Below are 21,142 nucleotides of genomic sequence, written 5' to 3' on the forward strand. Positions count from 1 at the left end.
CTTAGTAAATCGAGACCCGGAAACCAGGGTTTAAGAATGACTCGCGCGGGGTGTAGTCGAGCGACTTACCCTGCCAGTCATGAACGTGTGCACCAGCCGCTGCCGCAACCGCATGGCCTGCTGCGGTATCCCAGATATTGGTTGGCCCAAAACGCGGATAAAGCTGCGCCTGCCCTTCTGCCACCAGGCAAAACTTCAGTGATGAACCAATAGATGTCGTCTGGTGTTCACCCAACTGATGAAGATATTCTTTCAGTTCGTCGTCGCCATGGGAACGGCTGATCACCACCAGCGGCGGGCGGGCATCGCGCACATGGATTTGGCTACGCACGCCATTTTCTTCCTTCCAGGCTTTGCCTTCTGCCGCGCTATACATCACGTTCAGAACTGGCGCAAACACCACGCCCAACACGGCTTTGCCGTTTTCGATAAGCGCGATATTGACGGTGAATTCGCCGTTACGTTTCAGGAACTCTTTGGTGCCGTCCAGCGGGTCCACCAGCCAATAACGCTGCCAGTGCTGGCGCGTTTCCCAGGTCTGCGGATCTTCTTCAGAAAGTACCGGAATCTCTGGCGTAAGCGCTTGCAGCCCCTTCAGGATAATGGTGTGAGCCGCAATGTCAGCTGCCGTCACGGGTGAGTCATCGGATTTATGGGTCGCCTCCAGCGGCTTTTGCCCCTCATAAACCTGCATGATGGCAACTCCAGCCTCCCGAGCCAGTTGGCAAATTTTATCTAACATTCTCCACCTCATGTTGTGTCACACAAATAACCTGTTGTTTTACTTATACCCTAAATAATTCAAATTGCATCGAGGCGGCAAGAGAACAAGTGCCGATGAGCTTACATCAGTAAGTGATTCGGGCGCGTTCACGCAGCCAACAATGAGGCAATTTGAAGTATGTCGGGTATATATCTCATCGCGTCGGGTTGCGCCATCTGTGAAGCAATTCCGGTTTAACGATTCTGATTTCTGGCACACTTCACAAAATTGTAAGCAACAACGTTTATATACATAGCCTTCTGTGAACTAGCTTTAAAAAAGGACCTTTAACATGATTAAGTTTAGCGCAACGATCCTTGCCATGCTGATTGCCACCAGCGTTAACGCCGCAACCGTTGACCTGCGAATCCTGGAAACCTCCGACCTGCATAGCAATATGATGGATTTCGATTACTACAAAGACACCCCGACAGAGAAATTCGGGCTGGTGCGGACAGCAAGCTTAATCAATGCCGCCCGTAGTGAGACGCTAAACAGCGTACTGGTGGATAACGGAGATCTGATTCAGGGTAGCCCGCTTGGTGATTACATGGCGGCCAAAGGTCTGAAAAAAGGCGACATTCACCCGGTTTATAAAGCGCTGAATACGCTGGATTACGCCGTCGGCAACCTCGGCAACCACGAATTTAACTATGGGCTGAATTACCTGCAGATGGCGTTATCTGGGGCGAAATTCCCCTATGTGAATGCCAACATCATTGATGCCAAAACCAATAAGCCGCTGTTCACGCCTTACGTCATCAAAGAAACGGTAGTGAAAGATAAAGACGGCAAAGAGCAGACATTACGCATTGGCTATATCGGTTTTGTGCCGCCACAAATTATGACGTGGGATAAAACCAATCTGGAAGGCAAAGTGACGGTTAAAGATATTACCGAAACCGCCCGCCAGTATGTGCCTGAGATGCGTAAAAACGGCGCGGATTTAGTGGTGGTTATCGCCCACTCCGGCTTGTCCAGCGACCCATATCATGTGATGGCTGAAAATTCCGTTTATTACCTCAGCGAAGTTCCGGGTGTAGATACCATTCTGTTTGGCCACGCTCATGCTGTTTTCCCTGGCAAAGATTTTGCCAATATCAAAGGTGTTGATCTTGATAAAGGCACGCTGAACGGTATTCCGGCGGTGATGCCGGGAATGTGGGGCGACCATCTTGGCGTGGTTGATTTGGTGCTGAACAACGATAGCGGCTCGTGGAAGGTCACCAGCAGCAAGGCAGAAGCACGCCCAATCTACGACAGCGTAGCGAAGAAAGCGCTGGTGCCAGAAGACGCCAAACTGGTGGAAGTGATGAAACACGATCACGACGCCACGCGCGAGTTTGTCAGCAAGCCAATCGGCAAATCCTCCGACAATATGTACAGCTATCTGGCATTGGTTCAGGATGACCCGACGGTGCAAGTGGTCAATAACGCGCAGCTCGCCTACGTTGAAAAATACATTCAGGGCGACCCGGATCTGGCGAATTTGCCGGTGCTGTCTGCTGCGGCACCGTTCAAAGTCGGCGGGCGTAAGAATGACCCAGCCAGTTTTGTTGAAGTGGAAAAAGGCCAGCTCACCTTCCGTAATGCCGCCGATTTGTATCTTTACCCGAACACGCTGGTGGTAGTAAAAGCCACCGGCAAAGAGGTGAAGGAATGGCTGGAGTGTTCCGCTGGGCAGTTTAATCAGATTGATGTGAACAGCAGCAAACCGCAGTCGCTGATCAACTGGGATGGTTTCCGCACCTATAACTTTGATGTTATCGACGGCGTGGATTACCAGATTGATGTGTCGCAACCGGCGCGTTACGACGGCGAATGCCAGATGGTGAACCCGAAGGCCGAGCGTATTAGAGGGCTGACGTTCAAAGGCAAGCCAATCGACCCGAATGCGACTTTCCTGGTGGCAACCAATAACTATCGCGCTTACGGCGGCAAGTTTGCGGGTACCGGTGATAGCCATATCGCTTTCGCCTCGCCGGATGAGAACCGCTCGGTGCTGGCGAACTGGATTACCGCGAGCAAAGAGATTCACCCAGCTGCCGATAACAACTGGCGCCTTGCGCCAATCCACAGTAATCAGAAATTAGATATTCGCTTTGAAACTTCACCGACGGAGAAAGCCACCACCTTTATCAAAGATAAAGGCCAGTATCCGATGAAAAACGTTGGCAACGACGAAATCGGCTTTGCGATTTATCAGTTGGATTTGAGTAAGTAATCACTCACGCGTCCCGCTCACTGCGGGACGCCATTACCCTTGGCAAATTCCCTTCGATCCAATCAGCCAGTTCAGCCACTTTCTCAGCCACTTCACAGCCCAACGGCGTCAAACTGTATTCCACATGCGGCGGTACCACCGGGTAGGATTTGCGATTCACGAAACCGTCGGCTTCCAGCCATTGCAGCGTTTGCGCGAGCATTTTTTCACTCACCCCGCCCATTTTACGGCGCAGGTCGCTAAAGCGATGTGTACCACCCTGCAAGGCCACCAGAATCAGCACGCCCCAACGGCTGGTGACGTGCTTTAACACATCTCGCGACGGGCATTGTTCGGCGAACAAATTGCCATCACGCATTTGCTCGGTTAACGACAACGGGCGGTTCTCAATCTCACTCATTTCATACTTACCTTTTTGTGCGTACTTACTAAAAGTTAGTGCTGGTGATAGTGTGGCACAACTTAAGCAGAACCCCCACAGGAGATTTATCATGATCGCGATTACCGGAGCTTCCGGCCAACTGGGCCAACTCGTTGTTGAGGAATTACTGAAAACTGTTGCTGCTGACCAACTGGTTGCTATTGTGCGTAACCCATCAAAAATTAAGGCATTTTCTGAGCGTGGCGTTCAGGTTCGTGCGGCCAGTTATGAAGATAAAACCGCGCTGGTGCAAGCGCTGCGTGGCGTTGAAAAACTGCTGCTGATCTCTTCAAGCGAAGTCGGTCAACGTGCGGTTCAGCACCACAACGTGATTGAAGCCGCCAAAGAAGCGGGCGTGAAACTGATTGCTTACACCAGCCTGCTGCATGCCGATTCTTCACCGCTCGGTCTGGCAGATGAACACATCGCAACCGAAGAAATGCTTAAACAATCAGGCATTCCATTTGTGCTGCTGCGCAACGGTTGGTACACCGAAAACTACCTCGCCAGCGTGCCGCCAGCACTGCAACATGGTGCATTTATTGGCAGCGCCGGAGAAGGCAAAATCGCCTCGGCCACACGTGCAGATTATGCGGCTGCCGCCGCAAAAGTGATGACCCTCGACAACCAGGCGGGCAAAGTTTACGAACTGGCTGGCGACCACGGCTGGACGCTATCTGAGCTGACGGCAGAATTGACGAAACAAAGCGGCACAACCGTGGTGTATCAAAACCTGCCAGAAGCTGATTTTAAAGCGGCTTTGCTCGGTGCTGGCCTGCCAGAAGGGTTAGCCGCAATGCTGGCAAACTCCGATGCTGGCGCATCGAAAGGTGGCCTGTTCGAGGATAGCCGCCAGTTGAGTCAGTTGATTGGCCGCCCAACCACCTCACTTGCCGAAAGCGTGCGTTCTGCGCTGTAATTGTTAACTTTCCGTTAAACCAGGACATCCCTATACTTACGGGGTGTCCTTACGGAGATTAATGTGCAAGGCGTTCCTGAACAGTTCAGTGATGAAAAAGACCACGCTCAATTCCGGCATCTGCCACAGCTGCCCGGCGTTGAGCTTTATCACGCGCATATTTCTCGTTACGCCTTTGAACCGCACACTCATGAAGCCTTTGGTGTTGGCACTGTGACTATGGGGGCCGAGCGTTTTCGTTATCGCGGTGTGCAGCATGTCGCCGCCACGGATTCGTTAGTGTTGATGAACCCTGATGAACTGCATACTGGTGAAGCGGCTACCGAAGATGGCTGGCAGTACCGCATGATTTATCTCGAACCGGACATTCTCGAAGCGGTGACGGGTTCGCGTAACTGGTCATTTAATGAAGTGGTCACTTGCGATCCGCTACGGGCGAGCCACGTATCACGCTTGATTAACGGGTTATGGAACGAAAACGATCCGCTGGCTCAGCAAGGATTGTTGCTGAATCTTATCGATACGTTTAAGCCTTATGCTCACCATTTACCCATGACGCGGCAAGAGTCGGCGCATCGTTTTGAGCAAATTCGGGACTATCTGCACGATAATTATATGCACCCAGTAACGCTTGATGAGCTTGCCGCCGTGGTTTCTCTGAGTCCTTATCACTTTCAACGCATGTTCAAAGCCCATTTCCACGCCACGCCGCATCAGATGCTGATGGCGATTCGCCTGTGGCACGCCAAGCGACTCCTGACGAATGGGATGCCCGCCGCTCAAGTTGCCGCTGCCAGCGGGCTCACCGATCAGGCCCATCTGACTCGCGCCTTTTCCCAGCGTTATGGCATCACGCCGGTGCGTTATCAAAAGCAGGTCGCCCGTTAGCAATACCGCAAGCTGGTACAATATTTTCCTCCAGTCCACACCTACACTCTATGCAAAGCATTTAAGTGGATGAAGAAAATGTTAACTGGTGTGTTGTACGCCCTGCTGGCTGGGTTGATGTGGGGGCTGATTTTCGTGGGGCCACTGATTGTTCCTGATTACCCTGCTGCAATGCAGTCAACCGGACGCTATCTGGCGCTGGGGCTGATTGCGCTCCCGTTGGCCTGGTTTGGACGCCAGCGTCTGCGCCAGTTGACCCGCACTGACTGGTTCACCGCGCTCAAGCTTTCGACCATCGGCAATCTGATTTATTACGTCTGCCTGGCCAGCGCGATTCAGCGCACCGGGGCGCCCATTTCCACCATGATTATCGGCACGCTGCCGGTCGTTATTCCGGTATTTGCCAACCTGCTTTATAGCAAGCGTGATGGCAAGCTCCCGTGGCACCGGCTGGCACCTGCGCTGGTGATTATCGCGCTGGGCCTGGTAATGGTGAATACCGCCGAATTACGCACCGGCGAGCTCGATTTCAGTTGGTGGAGATATATCAGCGGCATAGGGCTGGCGTTTATTTCTGTCGCCTGCTGGGCGTGGTATGCGCTGCGAAATGCCCGTTGGCTGCGTGAGAATCCGGATAAAAACCCGCTGATGTGGGCGACTGCGCAAGGGCTTTCTATATTGCCGTTTTCATTTATCGGATACATCGCGGTTTGCTTGTGGATGTCTCGCACCGACAGCGACTTTGCCCTGCCCTTTGGTCCACGTCCGGAAGTCTTTTTAACGTTGATGTTAGCCATTGCACTATTTTGTTCGTGGCTGGGCGCGCTGTGCTGGAACATTGCCAGCCAGCGCTTACCGACGGTAATCGTCGGCCCGTTAATCGTCTTTGAAACCCTGGCGGGACTGGCTTACACATTTATGCTGCGCCACAGCTGGCCGCCGTTGATGACATTACTGGGCATCGTCTGTTTGGTTGCGGGCGTGGTGCTGGCCGTGTTGACGAAACCGCAGAAAAGTACAATCGCTGAAGTGGTTATGACGACGGATAAATAGCGTCTTACCTCGAAATAGTCATAGCGTCGACATAAAGATGTATTTAACATGCATCTTATATTATCGACAACGAGGTATTTGCTCATGGCTTTCCGCGACCAGGCTTTAGGTGAACTGGCTTTAACCATTCCACGCGCTTCCGCGCTGTTCCGTAAATTGGATCTCGATTTCTGCTGCGGTGGAAAGCAGACACTTGAACGTGCGGCAACACGTAAAGAGTTGGATCTTGATGCGATTGAAGCAGAACTAGCAACGCTTGCTGAACAACCAGTTGAGAAAGAGTGGCGTGCGGCACCGCTGGCCGAAATCATCGACCATATTCTGGTGCGTTACCACGACCGTCACCGCGAACAACTACCAGAGCTGATTCTTCAGGCAACAAAAGTTGAGCGCGTACATGCAGATAAACCGAATGTACCGAAAGGCCTGGCGAAATATCTCACCATGCTGCATCAGGAACTAAGCAGCCATATGATGAAAGAAGAACAGATCCTGTTCCCGATGATCAAACAAGGTATGGGTTCACAGGCGAACGGCCCAATTAGCGTGATGGAAAGCGAGCATGATGAAGCGGGTGAATTGCTGGATGTCATCAAACATACCACCAATAATGTGACACCACCGCCAGAAGCCTGCACCACATGGAAAGCCATGTATAACGGGATTAACGAATTGATTGATGACTTAATGAACCACATTAGTCTTGAGAATAATGTGCTGTTCCCACGGGCGTTAGCTGGGGAATAAATCAGTAAGATAACCCTCACCCCGGCCATCTCCCTCAGGGAGAGGGGGAAAACCATACCGTTAGGGTGAGGGCTAAAAAATTACTTACGCATTGCCGCAATGCGCTTCTTGCCGATAAACATCCAGCACACACCTAACACCGCAAACCACAATGGCGTCACCATCAGGGCCTGGCGGGTATCCGTTTCCAGCGTCAGCAGCACAATCACAAACGCGAAGAACGCCATACATACCCAGCACATCAGCTTACCGAGCGGCATTTTGTAGATAGATTTCTCATGCAGATGCGGACGCTGTTTACGGTACACGAGGTACGAGCACAGAATAATCGTCCAGACGAACATGAACAGAATCGCCGAAACGGTAGTGATCATCGTAAAAGCGGTAATGACGTTCGGATTCACATAAAGCATCACCACGCCACCCAACAAGCAGATGCAGGAGAAGGTTAAACCTTTCGCCGGAACCGCGCGCTTAGACAGTTTCGCAAAAGCCTTCGGCGCTGCACCATCTTGTGCCAGGCCGTATAACATACGGCTGGTGGAGAACACGCCGCTGTTGGCAGAAGAAGCTGCTGAAGTCAGCACCACGAAGTTGATGATGCTCGCCGCAGCTGGCAAGCCGACCAGAACAAACAATTCAACAAACGGGCTTTTATCTGCGACCACAGAACGCCATGGTGTCACGGACATAATCACGATCAGCGCCAGGACGTAAAACACGATAATACGCACCGGAATCGAGTTAATCGCACGCGGCAGTGATTTCTCTGGGTCTTTGGTTTCAGCAGCGGTTGTCCCTACCAGTTCAACGCCTACAAACGCGAACACCGCAATCTGGAATCCGGCAAAGAAGCCGCTCAGCCCTTTAGGGAACCAGCCACCGTCATTCCACAGGTTATTGAGGGATGCTTCGACGCCAGACGGAGAGTGGAAATTGGTTAAAATCATCACCCCACCAAGGACAATCAGCCCAACGATAGCGACAATTTTGATCATCGCAAACCAGAACTCCATTTCACCGAACATTTTAACGGTGGCGAGGTTCAGGCTCAGCAGTATCAGGATGACAGCCACTGACGCAACCCAATCCGATAATCCAGGGAACCAGAATTGCGCATAGGACGTAATGGCCACGACGTCTGCCATACCGGTGACTACCCAACAAAACCAGTATGTCCAGCCGGTGAAGTAGCCTGCCCATGGGCCTAACAAGTCTGCGGCGAAATCACTAAACGACTTGTATTCAAGATTTGATAGCAGCAATTCGCCCATGGCGCGCATGACGAAGAACACCATAAATCCGATGATCATATAAACAAAAATTATCGATGGGCCAGCAAGGCTGATGGTTTTACCCGAGCCCATGAATAAACCTGTGCCGATGGCACCGCCGATGGCGATAAGTTGGATGTGACGGTTAGTTAAGTTGCGCCGTAGCGACTGTTCGGACGGAGCTTCAGCTACGTCAGCTACTTTTATCTGATCTACCATGTTGTATGTTCCTGTCTGTCTGTTGTGTTCAGGCTCTACTGGCCTTTGAAAGGTGATGTTACCGAAATGTTGCACTGCAAGGCAGCGACAATAATAGGGAAGAATTGATGGGGTGAATATCTGAAAAAAACAATATTGTTAATTTTATGTTGTTTTTGTGTACATAATCACCCTAATAGCGAGAATTGCATCACAAAAGCACCTTATGCAGAAGTAAAACCAGAATAAAATAATGCGAACTAATATTCAGGTAAGTGAAAACCCCGCCGAAGCAGGGTTATTTGAACGCTTACAGAATTTCCAGCAGTTCAACTTCAAAAACCAGGGTGCTGTACGGAGGAATGGACGCGCCAGCGCCACGCTCACCATAAGCCAGGTTATGAGGAATAGTCAGTTCCCACTTTGAGCCAACAGGCATCAGAGTCAGCGCTTCAATCCAGCCTGCGATAACGCCGCTTACCGGGAACTCAGCAGGCTCACCACGTTGTACGGAGCTGTCAAACACGGTGCCATCAACCAGTTTGCCGGTATAATGCACACGAACGTGATCTTTACGCGCTGGGATTGGACCAGTGCCTTGAGTCAGAACGCGGAATTGCAGGCCAGATTCAGTGCTGCTCACGCCTTCTTTGGAGATGTTTTCTTCCAGGTATTTCTGACCTTCAACAGCCATTTCTTTCTGGCGTTCCTGGCGAACAGCATCAGCACGCTCGTGGACTTCACGCAGTGCACGATGAACAACGTCAACTGGAACTGCCGGAGCATTCCCTTCCAGAGCATCACGCAAACCCGCTACCAGCGCTTCTGGCAGCAGGCCTTGCAGACCAGATTCACTGAGTTGTTGACCTACCTGTAAACCAATACCGTAACTTGCTTGCGCTTCGACGCTGTCAAAAGAAGGGGTCGTCATGGGTTTTCCTTTAATGTATTTAAAAGCAGGCCAGCAGCATAGCAGCGTCAATCTATTGGGTAAAATGCAAAAGCGGCAAAGGTGACAAATGCAGACGAAACAGGAACAATGGTTTGAATGAATGCTAAATATCAGTGGCAATAGCGAGTTAGATGACGAGTAGAACGTCACATAAACCTGGATTGTGCAATGCATCAAATAGTTAGCGTTCTATAATGGAAGGGATAATGACAGAGCACATTGTGTATATGAGGAGTGTTGCTGATGCGATTCGCTATTAAACCCTGGCTTGCGCGGATTTGGCACGCACCCGATAACATCCGGCTGATGGACCCACTGCCGGCCTTGCATCGCCGCGGCATTATTATTGCGACACTGGTCGTCGTGACAGGATTTCTGTGGCCAATGCCTGATGAGACAGTCCGTCCGGTCACCCGCGATGCGCAGCTCTCCATTGAATCACAATTCCCAATTCGTGCCCACTTAGTCAACCCACCAGCCAATACTGAACCAGCGACGCCTGTCGAACCTTCTCGCGTTGAGGAACAGCCACAAGCGCCAACCCCACAAGCCAATAATGATATAGAGCAGCAATGGCGTTCATACCGTGTAGAGTCCGGGCAAACCATGGCGCAGCTGTTCCGCGATCATAATTTACCGCCCGCTGATGTTTATTCAATGGCGCAGGTAGAGGGCAACAATAAACCGCTGAGTACTTTGCAAACCGGGCAGATGGTGCAGATTCGCCAGAATGCCAGTGGCGTGGTGACAGGGCTGACAATTGATATTGGTAACGATCAGCAAGTGCTGTTTACACGCCAGCCGGATGGCAGCTTTGAGCGTGCTCGTTAACAGCTGATTTGATTTAGCGGATACAGAAATGCAAAACGCCGGCACAAGGCCGGCGTCTTTACGTGTGAATCAGCGAAAATTACGCTTCAGCAACAACGTTTACGATCAGTTTAGCGAATACTTCGCTGTGAACCTGGAAGTCCACTTCGTGCTCACCAGCGGTACGCAGAACGCCGTTCGGTAAACGAACTTCGCTCTTAGCCACTTCAACGCCAGCTGCAGTTACAGCGTCAGCGATGTCACGGGTACCGATGGAACCGAACAGTTTACCTTCGTCGCCAGCTTTAGACGCGATAGTAACAGTTTCGAGTGCGTTGATCTTCGCAGCGCGAGCTTCAGCAGCAGCCAGAACGTCAGCTAATTTAGCTTCCAGTTCTGCACGGCGTGCTTCGAAGAATTCAACGTTTTTCTTGGTAGCAGGAACAGCTTTGCCCTGTGGTACCAGGAAGTTACGAGCATAACCCGCTTTAACGTTAACCTGATCACCCAGGCTACCCAGGTTTGCTACTTTATCAAGCAGAATAACTTGCATTACCTTATCCTCTCAAAGTCATTAATGGACAGTGGCCGATTACTGATGACGATCAGTATATGGCAACAAAGAAAGGTAACGAGCGCGCTTGATGCAGCGAGCCAACTGACGCTGGTATTTTGCACGAGTACCGGTAATACGGCTCGGGACAATTTTACCACTTTCAGTGATGTAGTTTTTCAGTGTAGCGATATCTTTATAATCAATCTCTACAACGCCTTCCGCGGTGAAACGGCAGAACTTGCGACGACGGAAATAACGTGCCATTAGGCTAGTCTCCAGAATCTATCAATTCAATCTGCTCGGCATGCAATACCACTTTGTTCAGCCCATTTTTTGCCTGATGGCAACTAATGAAACCATGAACTGTGAGTACCGTGCCGACCGTTATACTTTGAGTAATGGCTGAGTGTGCGTGCCCGCTAATAATAACTGGCATACGGCACCACGCCTGCCGATCTAAACCGGCTTCCTTTTGCACAGAACGGTGCTCAAGCACGAACTGGCAATGAGGAATTCCTGACGGGCTAACCTTGCGAAGGGGCGTCTTGCACACTGTGCCAGACAATACCAGGCGGTTGGCCGTCATTGGAAATTACTCTTCAGAATCCCCAGCATCTGCATCATCAGCAGTTTCGCTAGCGAAGTCATCGCGACGATCACGACGTTCGTCTTTAGCTTTAACCATTGGTGAAGCTTCGGTTACAGCGTGCTTAGTACGCATAACCATGCTACGGATAACGGCGTCGTTGAAGCGGAAGTTAGTTTCCAGCTCATCGATCACTTCCTGCGGAGCTTCAACGTTCAGCAGAACGTAGTGTGCTTTGTGCAGTTTGTTGATCGGGTAAGCCAGTTGACGGCGGCCCCAGTCTTCCAGACGGTGGATCGTACCTTCTGCTGCAGTGATTGCACCAGTGTAACGTTCGATCATACCCGGAACCTGTTCGCTCTGGTCAGGATGGACCATAAAAACGATTTCGTAATGACGCATCGAATTGCTCCTTACGGATTATTCAGCCTCCTGTCAGGGTCAGCCGCGGCCCATGGAAGCAAGGAACGTGTTTATAAAGGCGGCTGAAAAAATTGACGCGTAATCATACAAGTGCAGCCCGCTAAACTCAAGGCAATACAGAAATTAATTCTTTTGCATGAAGGCTAAAATTTAAACTGCGTACTAACTCAGTGAAATCTATAACTTTGACGTAGATCACTTTAAATTTTTGACCAACACCATCAGAAATGGTCGCTTTTTATTCAACATGATGGAGTTACACTTACTGTCATAGGCCGCCACTATTTATTAACAGGAGCGACGACCGCATCTAACACACTAAGTTGTATACCCTGGCTGCTTCAGAACGCTGGGCTATGGGTATAGTGGAGCGGAATATGAAAACTATCGCATTAGCCTTTGTCGCTGCACTTTTGCTTTGCGTGAATGCGACAGCCGCTATCAAAATAGACAACCATCAGGCAAAAAATATGGATGATGTGATGAGCTTAGGGGTGATTTACATCAATCATAATTTTGCTACCGAACAAGAGGCCGAAGTCGCGATTAATGGCGACACGGATCAGCACGGAGCAAAGTACTTTCACCCGATATTGATGAGAGAGCCAGATAGCAACGGCAATATGCGTATCAGCGCTGATATCTATCGGTAATAGAATGCAATGAGGTAATGAAGTAACGCGTTAACACCAGGAATACCACAACGACATAGAAAGCCAACGTTTGACTTGCCCCCGCTTGCGGGGGCCTTTTTATTACGCTTTCTCATTCAAAATACAGGGGTGTTGGCTGCGTTCACTCACTCCGGTCACTTACTTTAGTAAGCTCCCGGGGATTCGCTCTCTTGCCACCTAGCTGTATTTCGAATGAGCTCGCGTAATACCTAATAATGCTCAACTAACGCTGTCCGTAATAAGCATTTGCGCCGTGTTTGCGCTGAAAATGCTTGTCCATCAAATAGCTGTCGATTGGTTTTAACTGCGGGTTTATACCCTGTGCAATCCATGCCATTCGCGCGACTTCTTCCATGACCACTGCATTATGAACGGCGTCTTCAATGCTTTTTCCCCACGTAAATGGGCCGTGCTGATAGACCACGACACCAGGCGTGTGCAAAGGATTACCACTGCCCAGCGTTTCAATGATGACATTGCCGGTGTTTAGCTCGTATTCGCCTTGCACTTCATCGCAGGTCAACGGACGAGAGCAGGGGATATCACCCAAAAAGTAATCAGCGTGTGTGGTGCCGAGAGCCGGAATACTGAGCCCAGCCTCCGCCCATGCGGTTGCGTGAGTGGAATGGGTATGCACTACGCCGCCGAGTTCGGCGTACTTTTTATAAAGCGCCAGATGGGTAGCAGTGTCCGAAGATGGTCGATACTTCCCTTCAATGACCGTACCGTTCAAATCCACGATGACCATATCGTCCGCAGACATTTGTTCATACGCTACACCACTAGGCTTGATGGCAATGTATTGCCGTTCACGGTCTATCCCGCTGACGTTTCCCCAGGTAAACGTCACCAGACCATGGCGCGGTAATGCCATGTTTGCTTCAAATACCTGTTGTTTAAGCTGCTGCATCGCCGGCCTCCTGCAACCCAGCCGCCGCCATTCGCGCCAATACCCAATCGCGAGCGGCAATGACTTCGGCAATCGGATCCGCCGCAGTCTCACTCCACATTTCAATTAAATATGGGCCACGGTAGCCACTGCGTTTTAATGTTTCAAAACAGCGCTCAAACTCCACTACCCCACTGCCGAAGGGAACATTTTTGAATACCCCCGGACGCGTGTCTTTTACATGTACTGCCACGATATGTCCGCGCCCTGCTTCGAGTTCCATCTGAACGTCGTTATCCCAGGCGGATAAATTCCCGATGTCCGGGTAAAGCTGGAACCACGGGTTATTCAGGTAATGTGCATACCCCATCGCTTTGCTGATGGAATTCATCAGCGGGTAGTCCATGATTTCCATCGCCAACGTGACTTGCGCACGGCTCGCCATTTCGACTGCCAGAGTCAAACCTTCACGAAAGCGACGGCGAGTTTCATCGTTAGCTTGCTGGTAATAAACATCGTACCCAGCCAGTTGGATGACGCGGATACCCACATCCTGCGCAAACTTAATGGCTTTGCGCATTATCTCCAGCCCCTGATTACGCACCGCGTCGTCTTCGCTTCCTAGCGGGTAACGGCGATGCGCACTCAAGCACATCGAAGGCACGCGAACGCCGGTTTGTGCTACAGCCTGAACCAGCGCTATTCTCTGCTCGCGGCTCCAGTCCAGACGCGCCAGGCGCTCATCGGTTTCATCAACTGACATTTCGACAAAATCGAACGCCAGGCTGGCGGCAAGCTGCAATCTTTCGAGCCAGCACTCCCCTGCAGGGAGCGCTTTTTCGTAGATACCTAGCGGAACTTGCTTATGTAACATGAGCCGTCCTTAACCCCAGAGCTGGGCGATAGTGCGCTTAAACTGGCGTGCTGCTTCTACCGGAGATTGCGCATCACGAATACTTCGCCCGGCGATAAACACATGGATTGGAATACTTTTAAATAGTGGTAAATCCTCCAGAGCCAGGCCGCCGGTCACCGTCACTTTAAAGCCCATATCGGAAAGGCGTTTGATGGCACTGATATCTGCTTCACTCCATGCCACCCCAGCGGCTTGCGCATCACGACTTCGGTGATAAACCACCTGTTCGATTCCTGCGGTGCGCCATTCCTGTGCCTGTTCCCACGTCCAGAAACCGGTCAGTTCGATTTGCACATCACCGTTAAATTCACGGGCCACTTCCAGTGCACCTTTGGTGGTGTTGATATCGGCACAGCAAATGACGGTCACCCAATCGGCATTGGCTTCAAAACACATCCGCGAAAGTATTTTCCCGGCATCGGCGATTTTGGCATCTGCCAGTACAATTTTATGTGGGTAGAGCGCCTTGAGATCGCGCACAGCTCGCACGCCCTCCCCGACACAAAGAATGGTCCCCACTTCAATAATGTCGACTTCTTCAGCTATCAGGCGCGTAGTTTTGTATGCGTCTGACATGGTTTGGTTATCCAGCGCAACTTGCAGCATCGGTAATGAATGAGACATGAAAAGCTCCTTAAGCAGTTGCCAGCGCCGTAGCGCGGTCAATTAAATCCAGCACTTCCTGTTCGGAACGGCAGGCGCGTAAACGGTCAAAATTGGCTTCATCTTCAAACAGATTCACAATCTGCATGATGCCGATTTCCTGATGGGTGGTGGCATCAACGGCCGCCATAGTGATGAGGATGTCCACTGGGTCGTTATCTTCATGGTTGAACACCAATGGTGTTTTCAGCGTCACCAGTGAAAAACCGGTGCTTTTCACTCCTTCCTCTGGGCGACCATGCGGCATAGCAAGGCCTGGAGCGATAACGAAGTAAGGGCCAAATTGAGCCACACCATCGAGAATCGCCTGGTAATATCGCGGTTCGACGATGTCTGCCTCCACCAGCAAATCTACGCCGATTTTTACCGCGTCCTGCCAGGTTTTGGCTTCAGCCTGTAAACGTACGGAATGGTTTTGTGCCAGAGAATCACGTAATTTCATTGGCGTTCCTTACTTCAGATCCTGAGGAAAATGCGCGGTGATCACTTCCATCAACTTTGGTCCGAAATCCGCCGCAGAAAGCATATTGCGAACCCCCACCACATGTTTGTTGCCGGTCACGGTGATTTCACCTGCGATGTGCGTCGAAGCGATAATCACATCGGCACCGCTCAGTTCACTTTTGTATTCCCCCACGGCACAACTGTTTACGGAATGATCAACACCTTGCTGCGTCAAAAACTGATCCACTTTCATTTTCATGATCATGGAACTGCCTTGCCCGTTACCACATACAGCCAGAATTCGTACGGTCATAATCTCAATTCCTTAATTGGCGGAAGATTCCGTCAGTTGTTTTTCAGCATCTTCTTCCTGGCGCAAGGTGCGCCCGGCGAAGAACATGTAAACCAGTGCAATGACTATCACGACCCCCATAAACCACAGGCCCAGTGTTAATCCTTCCATTAGCGGAGGTGCCAGAATCGACCAGTCGGCCATGCCCATCCAGGCACTGAGTCCGGTAAGTTTTACCGCCCAAACGCAACCGAAGATTTCAATCATGCCCATCACCAGGCAGATTTTTAGTGCAGCACGCCAGCCGCCAAAGTGGTTGGCAAACACGCCAATGGTGGCGTTCGAGAAGAACATCGGGATGAAACCAGGAATAATCATGATGGAGGAGCCAGCGGCGATGAGAATACCGACAGCGATAAGCTGGCCGATGGTTCCCCAGATAAAGCCCCACACCACGGCGTTAGGCGCAAAGCTATAGATAGCCGCACAGTCAATGGCAAGCACCGCACCGGGAATCAAGCGCTGCGAAATACCGTTAAACGCTTCGGAGAGTTCAGCAACAAACATCCTGACGCCCTGCACGATAATGAAAATCGCCACGGCGAACTGGAAGCCGGTTTGCAATATGTAGATAGTCCAGTGTGTTTTACCCGCCATAGCCTGCATGACATCAATGCCGAATGAGCAAAGAATCACACCGAAAAACAACGTCATTACAATGGCAGTGGAAACGATATTGTCATGGAAGATGTTGAGCCAACCGGGCAGTTTGAGGTCTTCAACGCTCTCCTCTTTTTTGCCCAAATACGGCGCAATTTTATAGGCGATCCACGAGGCGAATTGCTGTTGGTGACCAATGGAAAAACCGCTATTTTCCGTCACAGCTTGCGTAGGTTTGTACATCATGTTTGAGGTGATGCCCCAATAGAGGGAAACCAGAACAGCGGTGCAGATGATGGTCGTCCACATCGGATACCCGAGAATAAAGAAGAACACCGCTATTAAACCGGCTTGCTGGAACATGATGTGCCCAGTCAGCATGATGGTGCGAATCCCCGTCACGCGCCGTAACAGCACATAAGTTATGTTGAGAGCCAGCGCCAGCAACACCGCGTACCCCACCCAACTGTAAGCGTCCCCCATCCTTTCGATAGTGGCCATCATTGAGGCATAGGTATCTGAGATCGCGCCATTAATTCCATAAACCTCAGACATTTTTGCCACTACCGGTTTAAACGTGCCGGTCAAAATGCCAGAGCCTGCTTGTAACAGCATGAAACCAATAATGGTTTTGATGGTGCCTTTGATAATCACACTGGCGCTTTTTCGCAGCAGCAAGTAGCCAAGACAAGTGACAATCCCCAACAACAGCGGGGCGTTGGTCATTACCTGGTTAAAAAAGATGGTAAAGACGTTGTAGAGGATCTCCATAAAGCTCTCCGTAGGGTAGTCGCTCCCTGTTTTGATGAGAAAACAGGCTGAAGTAATGTTCGCCCTCACTTTATTTGTCAAAAGTAATCACAACAAGATTGAAAATGATTAATTGTGAGATGCCACGCAATTTATTTTCCACAGTTTCACAATGGTTAATGCTTCATAATAAATTCAGACAAATAATCACTAAATATCATGTGAATAGTGAGAGTAAAGCACTGCAGCGATGTCATTAAGTGAGTTTTTTATGGAATCAAATAGCAAACAAGAAAACTAAAAAACACTTCTCAAGTTAATTTTTTGATGTCAATATCAATCAAATTAAATCATTTAATGACTACTATTGATTTTAAATTCTGAATGGAAAGGAGAGAAATGATGAGCAAGGTTAAGACGATTACCCGCGAATCCTGGATATTGAACACCTTCCCGGAGTGGGGAAGTTGGCTGAATGAAGAAATTGAGCAGGAAGTTGTCGCTCCTGGCACTTTTGCCATGTGGTGGCTGGGCTGCACGGGTATCTGGTTGAAATCTCAGGGTGGTGCGAATATCTGTGTAGATTTTTGGTGCGGAACCGGCAAACAAAGCCACGGTAACCCGCTAATGAAAAAAGGCCATCAAATGCAGCGCATGGCTGGCGTCGAGAAGCTACAACCAAACTTGCGTACCACGCCATTCGTGCTCGATCCTTTCGCCATTCGTCATATTGATGCAGTGCTGTCGACGCATGATCACAACGATCATATCGACGTCAACGTGGCTGCTGCCGTAATGCAAAATTGCGCTGATGATGTGCCGTTTATCGGGCCACAAACCTGCGTTGATTTATGGATTGGCTGGGGAGTTCCACGCGAACGCTGCATTGTGGTGAAGCCTGGCGATATTGTGAAAGTGAAAGATATTGAAATTCATGCGCTGGATGCCTTTGATCGCACTGCACTTATTACACTACCTGCGGATGAAAAAGCACTGGGCGTACTGCCGGATGGCATGGACAAGCGGGCGGTAAATTATCTGTTCAAAACACCAGGCGGCAATCTGTATCACAGTGGCGACTCCCACTATTCCAACTACTACGCCAAACATGGCAATGACCACCAGATTGATGTGGCACTCGGTTCTTATGGCGAGAACCCACGCGGGATCACCGATAAAATGACCAGTGCTGATATTTTACGTATGGCGGAGTCACTGAATACTAAAGTTGTCATCCCGTTCCATCATGATATCTGGTCGAATTTCCAGGCCGATCCACAAGAAATCCGCGTCTTATGGAACATGAAGAAAGATCGCCTGAAATACGGCTTTAAGCCGTTTATCTGGCAAGTTGGCGGCAAGTTTACCTGGCCGTTGGATAAAGATTTATTCGAATATCACTATCCTCGCGGTTTTGATGACTGCTTTACCCTCGAACCAGACTTACCGTTCAAATCCTTCCTGTAATAGCATAAAGCCGGGTTTACGCCCGGCATCTTCAGCATAACTTTAGGTGTTTCATTATTTTTCAAATATCATCTTTAAAAATCATCTTTCCTCGGGAATAAGCATGACCGAAGCACAACGCCACCAAATCTTGCTTGATCTGCTCCAGCAGACTGGGTTTGTTACTGTCGAACAAGTTATGGAACGCCTGGCAATTTCTCCCGCTACAGCACGTCGTGATATCAACAAACTGGATGAAAGCGGCAGGTTAAAAAAAGTCCGCAATGGTGCCGAAGCCATTAGCCAGCAGCGCTTACGTTGGACGCCAATGAATATACATCTGGCGCAAAATCATGATGAGAAAAGCCGTATTGCCAGCGCCGCTTCTGCCCTCGTAAAACAGGGAGAAAGTGTGGTGATTAACTGCGGATCGACCGCTTTTTTACTCGGCCAGCAGATCTGCGGAAAACCCGTGCAGATCATTACTAACTATCTGCCGCTTGCTAATTATCTTATCGATCAAGAACATGAAAGTGTGGTGATCATGGGCGGTCAGTACAATAAAAGCCATTCCATCACCCTTGGGCCTCAAGATAACGATACTTCGCTGTACGCCGGACACTGGATGTTTACCAGCGGTAAGGGTTTGACTGCGGAAGGGCTTTATAAAACTGACATGCTGACGGCAATGGCTGAGCAGAAGATGCTAGGTGTGGTGGGTAAACTGGCAGTACTGGTTGATAGCTCGAAGGTGGGCCAACGTGCAGGTATGCTTTTTAGCCGGGCTGAGCAAATTGATTTAGTCATCACCGGTAAACAAGCAAACCCTGAAGTGGTCAAAAAGCTTGAAGATCAGGGTGTGCAGGTCATTCTTGTGTAATCAAAGATATTCGCTAAAAAAGCGGCTGGTCGCCTCAAGCGCTGAAGGGGTAATACGATGCTTCACTCCCGGTTCACGCAAGCAAAGAAGCTGTTTGTCCAGCCCCTTCTCAATCAGTGCCTGTTGTAAACGCCAGGTTTCTGCCGCCGGAACTACGTCATCTTCTTCGCCGTGCCACAGCATTAGTGGCCGGTTCCCGGCCTTTTCCAGTTGATGGCTGATGTCGTAGTCTGCAAGTTTGTTAAGTGATTCCAGATCTAACACCTGCGGTGGGAACAAACTTTTACCAAGCGATATGAAATATCCCGACCCCATCAGGCATGCCACACAACTCACTTGCGGGTAACGAGCCATAATTCCAAGAGCGGTCATTCCTCCCATCGACGCACCACCTACTGCAACACGATGTTCATCTATGGGATAACGTTCGCACAGTGCCTTGTGAAGCTGAGAAAACTCATCAATATTTTGTTTGAGAATCGACCAGAATTGATACAGCCGCGCCGCATCGTCTCCATTGAAACGGGAACCATGCTGCTCGGCATCAGGCATAATCACGCGCATTCCGGCCTGAGCGAGTGCGACAGCAAAGTAGCTGTACACCAGTTTGGATGACGTAAAACCGTGATAGAAAAAAACCACCGGCAGTTTGCTTTCTTTTTTCCCGGCAGGTACAGCATGCAGAACTTCGATACCGCCTAACTGCTCGGTGTACATTTCTATCATTGGAATCGCTCCGGATCATTGTGCGTCTTCTTTTGTAAGCCAGCATTCACTAGATGGCAAGCCATGTGCTTACATAGATTCTTATTCACTATGAGATCTGCTTAGCGATTTTCATTCGAAAGTGATTAAAAAGCGCGGGGAAGCTAACAGAATGGGAACATTCCCTCTTCCCAGAAAAAAACCGGGGCTACACTATGGCTATTAAGAGACGAGAAACGATCATGCGACTGCTATCAGCTTTGCTACTTATGACAGCACTCAGTGCCTGTAGCGTGTTACAGGGTACGCCGCAACCCGCACCGCCGGTAACCGAACGTCCTCAGGAAATTCAGCGTTCGCAAACGCAAGGATTAACCAAAATAGGGACAGTGACAGCACTCGAACGCGGCTCACCAATGGACTCTGAGCGAGCGATAAAAGAGAAAGCAATTGCTGCGAAAGCGGATTACTACCAAATCTTGTTAAACGATGAGACGGTGGTTCCGGGACAGTGGTATGCCCAGGCAATTTTGTATCGCAAGTAATGCAGTGCGGTGTTTACCTTTATTAAGATTTACACAGCTTTGCGTCAACTGATCGTTTGTTATGCACAATGAACTTCAGCCAACGGACAGGTCTGGAGTTCAACTAACGCGAAGGAATGCCCTGCTGATTTAGGGTAAGTATTAAAGGAGCTAACTATGAAACGATCGCTTGCCTTAACCTCATTACTGCTGTCCGTGGGGCTAATTACAACATCGGCGCAATCGGCAGAAGATGTTGCCGCAGATTGTGTGACGGGTTTGAATGAAATCGGCATGATTTCAGTAAACGGTATCGCCGGTACCGTGCAAGATGTGGAAAAAGTCATTGCCTTAAAGGCCGATGAGCACGGTGCGTCTTACTATCGTATCGTCAAAATGCAGGAAAACCAGCTTGCTGAAGGCTGGCGTGTACAAGCCATTATTTATGCGTAAATAAGCCAGCAGCCATTTAGCTCAACGCTATA

Annotated in this window: 26 protein-coding genes; 11 read left to right on the plus strand and 15 right to left on the minus strand. The window is 50.0% G+C overall.

The window, feature by feature from the left end:
• Position 1: 1 nt before the first annotated feature.
• A complete protein-coding gene (cysQ, locus tag D8682_RS13105) occupies positions 2–742 on the minus strand; it encodes a 3'(2'),5'-bisphosphate nucleotidase CysQ (RefSeq protein WP_121814457.1) in 741 nt (246 codons plus the stop codon).
• A 313-nt stretch (positions 743–1,055) separates the two neighbouring features.
• Here cysQ and D8682_RS13110 point away from each other — a divergent pair, with 313 nt between their 5' ends.
• Positions 1,056–2,987, plus strand: a complete 1,932-nt coding sequence (locus D8682_RS13110) for a bifunctional 2',3'-cyclic-nucleotide 2'-phosphodiesterase/3'-nucleotidase (protein ID WP_121814458.1) — start codon at positions 1,056–1,058, stop codon at positions 2,985–2,987.
• Between the two features lie 4 nt (positions 2,988–2,991).
• On the opposite strand, the gene D8682_RS13115 is transcribed toward D8682_RS13110, so the two are convergent.
• Complete coding sequence (locus D8682_RS13115; protein ID WP_064540672.1) at positions 2,992–3,387, minus strand: helix-turn-helix domain-containing protein; 396 nt, start codon at positions 3,385–3,387, stop codon at positions 2,992–2,994.
• Between the two features lie 91 nt (positions 3,388–3,478).
• Here D8682_RS13115 and D8682_RS13120 point away from each other — a divergent pair, with 91 nt between their 5' ends.
• The 4 genes from D8682_RS13120 to ytfE all read left to right on the plus strand — a co-directional run bounded on the left by D8682_RS13120 (position 3,479) and on the right by ytfE (position 7,015).
• Positions 3,479–4,327: an SDR family oxidoreductase gene (locus tag D8682_RS13120; RefSeq protein ID WP_121814459.1), complete on the plus strand. Its 849-nt coding sequence runs from the start codon at positions 3,479–3,481 to the stop codon at positions 4,325–4,327.
• A gap of 63 nt (positions 4,328–4,390) precedes the next feature.
• Positions 4,391–5,215, plus strand: a complete 825-nt coding sequence (locus D8682_RS13125; RefSeq protein ID WP_064540679.1) for an AraC family transcriptional regulator — start codon at positions 4,391–4,393, stop codon at positions 5,213–5,215.
• Between the two features lie 78 nt (positions 5,216–5,293).
• The gene (locus tag D8682_RS13130) at positions 5,294–6,268 is read left to right on the plus strand and encodes a DMT family transporter (RefSeq protein WP_064540682.1); all 975 of its coding nucleotides are present in this window, start codon (positions 5,294–5,296) and stop codon (positions 6,266–6,268) included.
• A gap of 84 nt (positions 6,269–6,352) precedes the next feature.
• Positions 6,353–7,015 carry an iron-sulfur cluster repair protein YtfE gene (gene ytfE, locus D8682_RS13135; protein WP_121814460.1) on the plus strand — a complete coding sequence of 221 codons (663 nt, stop codon included), beginning with the start codon at positions 6,353–6,355 and terminating at the stop codon, positions 7,013–7,015.
• Between the two features lie 80 nt (positions 7,016–7,095).
• Here ytfE and cycA read toward each other — a convergent pair whose 3' ends face one another.
• Both cycA and fklB read right to left on the minus strand, forming a co-directional pair.
• Positions 7,096–8,508, minus strand: coding sequence for a D-serine/D-alanine/glycine transporter (gene cycA, locus D8682_RS13140; RefSeq protein ID WP_064540688.1), 1,413 nt, complete (start codon positions 8,506–8,508; stop codon positions 7,096–7,098).
• Positions 8,509–8,797: 289 nt separating this feature from the next.
• The gene (gene fklB, locus D8682_RS13145) at positions 8,798–9,418 is read right to left on the minus strand and encodes an FKBP-type peptidyl-prolyl cis-trans isomerase (RefSeq protein ID WP_064540691.1); all 621 of its coding nucleotides are present in this window, start codon (positions 9,416–9,418) and stop codon (positions 8,798–8,800) included.
• 258 nt (positions 9,419–9,676) lie between these two features.
• Here fklB and D8682_RS13150 point away from each other — a divergent pair, with 258 nt between their 5' ends.
• Entirely contained in the window at positions 9,677–10,270 is a 594-nt protein-coding gene (locus D8682_RS13150; protein ID WP_121815703.1) for an OapA family protein, read from the plus strand.
• A 79-nt stretch (positions 10,271–10,349) separates the two neighbouring features.
• On the opposite strand, the gene rplI is transcribed toward D8682_RS13150, so the two are convergent.
• Genes rplI through rpsF form a run of 4 tightly spaced genes read right to left on the minus strand, consistent with a single transcriptional unit; the run spans position 10,350 to position 11,793 of the window.
• Positions 10,350–10,802, minus strand: coding sequence for a 50S ribosomal protein L9 (rplI, locus tag D8682_RS13155; RefSeq protein WP_064515713.1), 453 nt, complete (start codon positions 10,800–10,802; stop codon positions 10,350–10,352).
• A 39-nt stretch (positions 10,803–10,841) separates the two neighbouring features.
• On the minus strand, positions 10,842–11,069 hold the full coding sequence (rpsR, locus tag D8682_RS13160; RefSeq protein WP_002210155.1) for a 30S ribosomal protein S18: 228 nt from the start codon (positions 11,067–11,069) through the stop codon (positions 10,842–10,844).
• A gap of 4 nt (positions 11,070–11,073) precedes the next feature.
• Positions 11,074–11,391: a primosomal replication protein N gene (gene priB, locus D8682_RS13165; RefSeq protein ID WP_064540696.1), complete on the minus strand. Its 318-nt coding sequence runs from the start codon at positions 11,389–11,391 to the stop codon at positions 11,074–11,076.
• 6 nt (positions 11,392–11,397) lie between these two features.
• Positions 11,398–11,793: a 30S ribosomal protein S6 gene (rpsF, locus tag D8682_RS13170; protein WP_034492828.1), complete on the minus strand. Its 396-nt coding sequence runs from the start codon at positions 11,791–11,793 to the stop codon at positions 11,398–11,400.
• Between the two features lie 398 nt (positions 11,794–12,191).
• On the opposite strand from rpsF, the gene yjfY reads away from it, so the two are divergent.
• Complete coding sequence (gene yjfY / locus D8682_RS13175) at positions 12,192–12,467, plus strand: DUF1471 family protein YjfY (RefSeq protein ID WP_064540699.1); 276 nt, start codon at positions 12,192–12,194, stop codon at positions 12,465–12,467.
• Between the two features lie 244 nt (positions 12,468–12,711).
• On the opposite strand, the gene D8682_RS13180 is transcribed toward yjfY, so the two are convergent.
• From D8682_RS13180 to ulaA, 6 genes are read right to left on the minus strand one after another with little or no spacing between them, the layout of a single operon-like run.
• On the minus strand, positions 12,712–13,398 hold the full coding sequence (locus D8682_RS13180) for an L-ribulose-5-phosphate 4-epimerase (protein WP_121814461.1): 687 nt from the start codon (positions 13,396–13,398) through the stop codon (positions 12,712–12,714).
• On the minus strand, positions 13,385–14,251 hold the full coding sequence (locus tag D8682_RS13185; RefSeq protein ID WP_064540706.1) for an L-ribulose-5-phosphate 3-epimerase: 867 nt from the start codon (positions 14,249–14,251) through the stop codon (positions 13,385–13,387). Before D8682_RS13185 ends, D8682_RS13180 begins: the two co-directional genes overlap by 14 nt.
• A gap of 9 nt (positions 14,252–14,260) precedes the next feature.
• The gene (locus D8682_RS13190) at positions 14,261–14,917 is read right to left on the minus strand and encodes a 3-keto-L-gulonate-6-phosphate decarboxylase UlaD (RefSeq protein WP_121814462.1); all 657 of its coding nucleotides are present in this window, start codon (positions 14,915–14,917) and stop codon (positions 14,261–14,263) included.
• A 10-nt stretch (positions 14,918–14,927) separates the two neighbouring features.
• A complete protein-coding gene (ulaC, locus tag D8682_RS13195; RefSeq protein WP_064540709.1) occupies positions 14,928–15,398 on the minus strand; it encodes a PTS ascorbate transporter subunit IIA in 471 nt (156 codons plus the stop codon).
• Positions 15,399–15,407: 9 nt separating this feature from the next.
• Positions 15,408–15,713, minus strand: a complete 306-nt coding sequence (gene ulaB, locus D8682_RS13200) for a PTS ascorbate transporter subunit IIB (RefSeq protein WP_064540712.1) — start codon at positions 15,711–15,713, stop codon at positions 15,408–15,410.
• A 12-nt stretch (positions 15,714–15,725) separates the two neighbouring features.
• A complete protein-coding gene (ulaA, locus tag D8682_RS13205; protein WP_121814463.1) occupies positions 15,726–17,123 on the minus strand; it encodes a PTS ascorbate transporter subunit IIC in 1,398 nt (465 codons plus the stop codon).
• A 381-nt stretch (positions 17,124–17,504) separates the two neighbouring features.
• Here ulaA and ulaG point away from each other — a divergent pair, with 381 nt between their 5' ends.
• Positions 17,505–18,569 carry an L-ascorbate 6-phosphate lactonase gene (gene ulaG / locus D8682_RS13210; protein ID WP_064540718.1) on the plus strand — a complete coding sequence of 355 codons (1,065 nt, stop codon included), beginning with the start codon at positions 17,505–17,507 and terminating at the stop codon, positions 18,567–18,569.
• 103 nt (positions 18,570–18,672) lie between these two features.
• The gene (gene ulaR, locus D8682_RS13215; protein ID WP_064540721.1) at positions 18,673–19,428 is read left to right on the plus strand and encodes an HTH-type transcriptional regulator UlaR; all 756 of its coding nucleotides are present in this window, start codon (positions 18,673–18,675) and stop codon (positions 19,426–19,428) included.
• Here ulaR and yjfP read toward each other — a convergent pair whose 3' ends face one another.
• On the minus strand, positions 19,429–20,154 hold the full coding sequence (gene yjfP, locus D8682_RS13220; protein WP_121814464.1) for an esterase: 726 nt from the start codon (positions 20,152–20,154) through the stop codon (positions 19,429–19,431).
• A gap of 194 nt (positions 20,155–20,348) precedes the next feature.
• Between yjfP and bsmA the strand changes: the two genes are divergently transcribed.
• Both bsmA and D8682_RS13230 read left to right on the plus strand, forming a co-directional pair.
• Positions 20,349–20,678, plus strand: a complete 330-nt coding sequence (gene bsmA, locus D8682_RS13225) for a biofilm peroxide resistance protein BsmA (protein WP_121814465.1) — start codon at positions 20,349–20,351, stop codon at positions 20,676–20,678.
• Positions 20,679–20,834: 156 nt separating this feature from the next.
• Positions 20,835–21,110: a DUF1471 domain-containing protein gene (locus D8682_RS13230; protein WP_064540730.1), complete on the plus strand. Its 276-nt coding sequence runs from the start codon at positions 20,835–20,837 to the stop codon at positions 21,108–21,110.
• Positions 21,111–21,142: the final 32 nt, after the last annotated feature.

Origin of the sequence: Buttiauxella sp. 3AFRM03, from assembly GCF_003675305.1 — a bacterium.
Classification (GTDB): Bacteria; Pseudomonadota; Gammaproteobacteria; order Enterobacterales; family Enterobacteriaceae; genus Buttiauxella; species Buttiauxella ferragutiae.

Excerpts from the sequence above, each read along its gene's own strand:
- ulaA (WP_121814463.1), bottom strand. The coding sequence starts at position 17,123 with ATGGAGATCCTCTACAACGTCTTTACCATCTTTTTTAACCAGGTAATG.
- yjfY (WP_064540699.1), top strand. The coding sequence starts at position 12,192 with ATGAAAACTATCGCATTAGCCTTTGTCGCTGCACTTTTGCTTTGCGTG.
- ulaB (WP_064540712.1), bottom strand. The coding sequence starts at position 15,713 with ATGACCGTACGAATTCTGGCTGTATGTGGTAACGGGCAAGGCAGTTCC.
- rpsR (WP_002210155.1), bottom strand. The coding sequence starts at position 11,069 with ATGGCACGTTATTTCCGTCGTCGCAAGTTCTGCCGTTTCACCGCGGAA.
- yjfP (WP_121814464.1), bottom strand. The coding sequence starts at position 20,154 with ATGATAGAAATGTACACCGAGCAGTTAGGCGGTATCGAAGTTCTGCAT.
- ulaR (WP_064540721.1), top strand. The coding sequence starts at position 18,673 with ATGACCGAAGCACAACGCCACCAAATCTTGCTTGATCTGCTCCAGCAG.
- D8682_RS13115 (WP_064540672.1), bottom strand. The coding sequence starts at position 3,387 with ATGAGTGAGATTGAGAACCGCCCGTTGTCGTTAACCGAGCAAATGCGT.
- ulaG (WP_064540718.1), top strand. The coding sequence starts at position 17,505 with ATGAGCAAGGTTAAGACGATTACCCGCGAATCCTGGATATTGAACACC.
- D8682_RS13230 (WP_064540730.1), top strand. The coding sequence starts at position 20,835 with ATGAAACGATCGCTTGCCTTAACCTCATTACTGCTGTCCGTGGGGCTA.
- cysQ (WP_121814457.1), bottom strand. The coding sequence starts at position 742 with ATGTTAGATAAAATTTGCCAACTGGCTCGGGAGGCTGGAGTTGCCATC.
- priB (WP_064540696.1), bottom strand. The coding sequence starts at position 11,391 with ATGACGGCCAACCGCCTGGTATTGTCTGGCACAGTGTGCAAGACGCCC.
- D8682_RS13130 (WP_064540682.1), top strand. The coding sequence starts at position 5,294 with ATGTTAACTGGTGTGTTGTACGCCCTGCTGGCTGGGTTGATGTGGGGG.
- ulaC (WP_064540709.1), bottom strand. The coding sequence starts at position 15,398 with ATGAAATTACGTGATTCTCTGGCACAAAACCATTCCGTACGTTTACAG.
- D8682_RS13110 (WP_121814458.1), top strand. The coding sequence starts at position 1,056 with ATGATTAAGTTTAGCGCAACGATCCTTGCCATGCTGATTGCCACCAGC.
- D8682_RS13190 (WP_121814462.1), bottom strand. The coding sequence starts at position 14,917 with ATGTCTCATTCATTACCGATGCTGCAAGTTGCGCTGGATAACCAAACC.
- D8682_RS13120 (WP_121814459.1), top strand. The coding sequence starts at position 3,479 with ATGATCGCGATTACCGGAGCTTCCGGCCAACTGGGCCAACTCGTTGTT.
- cycA (WP_064540688.1), bottom strand. The coding sequence starts at position 8,508 with ATGGTAGATCAGATAAAAGTAGCTGACGTAGCTGAAGCTCCGTCCGAA.
- D8682_RS13185 (WP_064540706.1), bottom strand. The coding sequence starts at position 14,251 with ATGTTACATAAGCAAGTTCCGCTAGGTATCTACGAAAAAGCGCTCCCT.
- rpsF (WP_034492828.1), bottom strand. The coding sequence starts at position 11,793 with ATGCGTCATTACGAAATCGTTTTTATGGTCCATCCTGACCAGAGCGAA.
- bsmA (WP_121814465.1), top strand. The coding sequence starts at position 20,349 with ATGGCTATTAAGAGACGAGAAACGATCATGCGACTGCTATCAGCTTTG.
- ytfE (WP_121814460.1), top strand. The coding sequence starts at position 6,353 with ATGGCTTTCCGCGACCAGGCTTTAGGTGAACTGGCTTTAACCATTCCA.
- fklB (WP_064540691.1), bottom strand. The coding sequence starts at position 9,418 with ATGACGACCCCTTCTTTTGACAGCGTCGAAGCGCAAGCAAGTTACGGT.
- rplI (WP_064515713.1), bottom strand. The coding sequence starts at position 10,802 with ATGCAAGTTATTCTGCTTGATAAAGTAGCAAACCTGGGTAGCCTGGGT.
- D8682_RS13180 (WP_121814461.1), bottom strand. The coding sequence starts at position 13,398 with ATGCAGCAGCTTAAACAACAGGTATTTGAAGCAAACATGGCATTACCG.